The sequence below is a fragment of the uncultured Acidaminococcus sp. genome (genome assembly GCA_900538365.1).
Taxonomy (GTDB): Bacteria; Bacillota; Negativicutes; order Acidaminococcales; family Acidaminococcaceae; genus Acidaminococcus.
This window is the reverse complement of sequence record UPXT01000077.1, coordinates 1-3,569: the sequence shown is the minus strand read 5'-3', so window position 1 is coordinate 3,569 and position 3,569 is coordinate 1. Positions and strand designations below refer to the sequence as shown.

Genomic DNA, 3,569 nt, shown 5'->3' with positions numbered 1-3,569 from the left:
AAGACTGAAACGGGACATTCGTTGCATGACGTCGTCAGCCTGCAGCTTTTTTCCTTTGCGCAGCAGCTCCCGCGTCGCTGCGCTAGCAGATTGCTGGCGTCTCAGGTCCGACTCGTTCCTGGGGCCGAGAGTTCCTCGTACTAGGACCCTTTTGAACCGAATTTACAAAAAACAAATGGGAGAAAACAAACGAAGGGAAAAGAATGGAATTGGGGATGATGTAAAGGCGCTGTGAGTTTATGAGGGGTGAGTTGAGAGAAAAACCACGAAGGCGCGGATCCAAACAGGCCCTCTTCTTTTCCCCTTTCTCTGCTAGACGGCGATTTTCCTTGACAATTAGAAAAAAACCGCCTATACTTACAAGGTACTAACAAATTTGCTAGTCATGGCGCCATGGTCAAGCGGCTAAGACGTTGCCCTCTCAAGGCAAAATCACGAGTTCGATTCTCGTTGGCGCTACCAATTTGGAACAAGGCAGCTTCTGCTGCAGTTGAGACGCTCCTTGGGAGCGTCTTTTTTTGTCTTGTAAAGGAGGAGGGCACGGTGCGGGAAAAAGGGCTGGGAAGGGCTTATGCGGTCCTTTTCATACTGCTTTTGCTGATTTTTGGGGGCAGCCTTTTTACGGGCCTGATTCCCGTCAATGTCCAGCATCTTTTCATGGGGACACTCACGGACGAAGAAAAGACGGTCCTTATCGTTATTCGTCTGCCTCGCTTTTGTTATGGCGCTGCCGTTGGAGCGGCCCTAGCAGCAAGCGGAGCCGCGCTTCAGGGCGTTTTTGGCAACCCACTTGCAGACCCTGGACTTTTAGGTATTTCGAGCGGTGCTTCCTTGGGCGCTGTGCTTATCCTTATCCTGAACTTAGCCGTCCTGTCACCGCTCATGGTTCCATTGGGGGCTTTTACGGGTGCGGTTTTGGTTTCTTTTTTTGTCGCCCTCTTAGGGCGCCGCTCCTTTAAGGCTTCTGTCACGCATCTTCTTTTGGGCGGTGTAGCGGTGAGTTTTTTTTGTGCGGCCCTTGTGTCGGGACTCCTTAGCTTTGCGCCGGCGACCATCATGCAGCAGTACTTCTTTTGGACTTTGGGGAGTCTTGGTACGGCTTCCCTCAAGGCCTGGCCTCTTGCAGGGCTGATTCTTGTTCTTTTGCCCGGTGTCTTTATCTGGGGGCGTCCGCTGAACCTCTTATCTATCGGTGGGGAGCAGGCAGCGGCCCTGGGACTTGATGTTGCATTTTGGCGTAAGCTCATTCTTTTCTGGACGGCCCTTTTGACCAGCCTTGCTGTTTGTCTTGGCGGCAATATTGGTTTTGTTGGACTCATCGTTCCCCACATGGGTCGCTTTTTGAGCGGGGCCGATCATCATCGCCTCCTGCCTTTTGCCGCCCTGAGCGGGTCTGTATTCCTTACTTTTTGCGATCTTATGGGGCGGCTGGTCCTTCCCGGCAGTGAAATCCGGACAGGCATCATAACTGCCCTTTTGGGTTCGCCCTATTTTCTCTATCTGCTTTATCGGAGGAAAGGGGGGTGATCCTTCTTTTTTTTCTATGCCAAGTACGGTGCCTGTGCTACAATAAAGGAAAAGTGACTCTTGTAAGATGATTCTTTTTCTGGAGGTTGATATGATGGAGCGTTCAGTTTGGAAAAATCATCTGGCATCTGCGGCCCTAGCTGGTGTCATGGGGCTTGTTCTTTCCTTTACGGCCCTTCCCATGCCTAGGGCCCATGCCGATGTGTTAGGTGCCATCCTTGCTGGGGTACAGGGCGTTGCTGTTTATGGACAGGTTGATAAGGCCCTCAATTATTATAATAATACGGAAGAGGGGCGGCAGAAACTTTTCTCATCATACAAGGAAAAATATGGAGTCAATTACGATCGTTATCTAAATGGTCAGCTTACGGACATGATGGGGCAGCTTACAAGCGCCATTGGGGCTGTAGATCCTACCATCCATCAAAAACCGTATCTTTATTTCATCAATAATGACACATCTTTCAATGCGTTCTGCAGTATGGGTCATGTTATGAGCGTCAATACGGGGCTTTATTCCATGACGAGCAATCCTGATGAAATTGCCGTTGTCCTGCTTCATGAAATGGGGCATGGGCAGAAGAACCATGTGGTCTCCAGTACGCGCAAAAAGATGCAGGTGGCCGTGGCCGCCGGCGTCTTAAGCGGCGCCGCAGGAAGCGGGATGGCAGATTTGGCCCTTAATATCCTCGTAAACCAGATCGATAATGTCCAGATTGGCAAAAGTGATGAATGGGAAGCCGATAACCTGGCGCTGACTTATTTGCTTCGCTCCAATTACAATCCGGGTGCGACAGCCGCCATGTGGCAGCGTGTCATGGACCGGTCAAAGACGTATAAATCCAGTTTTGTCGGTGAAATCTTTTCGCCCTCCGATCATCCGACCCATCAGCAGCGCCGTGACAACTATGCTAAGCGCCTGACCGATCTGTCCGGAGGCAATGTGACCGTCGATGCGGATAAGGGCATGGTCAAAGTCGGGGGCAAGGATTTTGTCGCGCCTCATGCCTATGGCGATATGTCCGCCAAGGAACGCGCCTATTTTGTCATGGGCAACCTTACGGCTGCTTTCATGCATAAACAAAACCTCAAGGACGCTTCTGCCCAAGGCAGTACCGTATATTTGGGCAACCAGCCCATCATGGTCTCTGTAAATGGCGATCCAAGCGCGGCTGAGCTTGCCCAGAAACTCAATGCAATCAAGAGCAGTAAGGAAAGCAAGATCGCGTCTCGGGAACTTAAGCTGCAGAAAAAAGCAGCTCCTAAAAAATAAAAGACGGTGAAGGGCTCTGTGCTTATGCGCAGGGCCTTTTTAGATGGCTGGATTGACGGAAGGAAAGGCTTGTGCTAGTATGAATGCGTGCACTTGCAAATAAATACGGCGCTTCAAGAAACAGTCAGCCAACTAGGAGGGATATGTATGAGAAAAGAATTTGCCGTTAAACCTATTGCGCTTCCGCAGCCAGTCTTTATCATTGGGACCTATGACAAGGACGGGACGCCCAATGCGATGAATGCAGCCTGGGGCTGCCATAACGAAATGGACCAAATGATGTTTGCCCTCGCAAAAGGGCATAAGACGGTTAAGAATCTTTTGGAGACAAAAGCCTTTACTGTCAGCATGGGAACCGTGGAGCAGCTTGCTGCCTGTGACTATGTAGGCCTTGTAAGCGGAAACAAGGAACCGCAGAAAGTGGAAAAGGCCGGCTTCCATGCAAAAAAGGCCCATCACGTCAACGCTCCGTATTTTGAAGAGCTGCCCATGACGCTCGAGTGCGAAGTCCTTTCCTATAATGAAGAAACGGAAATCCTCACAGGGCGTATTGTTGGCATCAGTGCTGATGAAAGTATCCTGACAGAGGGAAACATCGATCCGAAGAAACTGCGGCCCCTTGTCTTTGATATGGCAGGCATGAAGTACCTTGTCGCCGAAGAGACGGTGGGCAATGCCTTCAGTGACGGGAAGAAGTTATTTTAGTCAGCGCATAAATCGCGCCGATTCAATGCAGTTACTTGCCATCCTTGCTTGAGAAATGATCCTT

Annotated in this window: 3 protein-coding genes and 1 tRNA gene; all 4 read left to right on the top strand. The window is 50.4% G+C overall.

What is annotated here, in order from left to right:
• Positions 1–387 precede the first annotated feature (387 nt).
• Positions 388–462 (top strand) — tRNA-Glu (locus QZQ08_RS09695).
• Complete coding sequence (locus QZQ08_RS09690; RefSeq protein WP_296331459.1) at positions 451–1,527, top strand: iron ABC transporter permease; 1,077 nt, start codon at positions 451–453, stop codon at positions 1,525–1,527. Before QZQ08_RS09695 ends, QZQ08_RS09690 begins: the two co-directional genes overlap by 12 nt.
• A gap of 67 nt (positions 1,528–1,594) precedes the next feature.
• The gene (locus tag QZQ08_RS09685; RefSeq protein WP_296331457.1) at positions 1,595–2,800 is read left to right on the top strand and encodes a M48 family metallopeptidase; all 1,206 of its coding nucleotides are present in this window, start codon (positions 1,595–1,597) and stop codon (positions 2,798–2,800) included.
• Between the two features lie 147 nt (positions 2,801–2,947).
• On the top strand, positions 2,948–3,505 hold the full coding sequence (locus tag QZQ08_RS09680; protein ID WP_296331453.1) for a flavin reductase family protein: 558 nt from the start codon (positions 2,948–2,950) through the stop codon (positions 3,503–3,505).
• Positions 3,506–3,569: the final 64 nt, after the last annotated feature.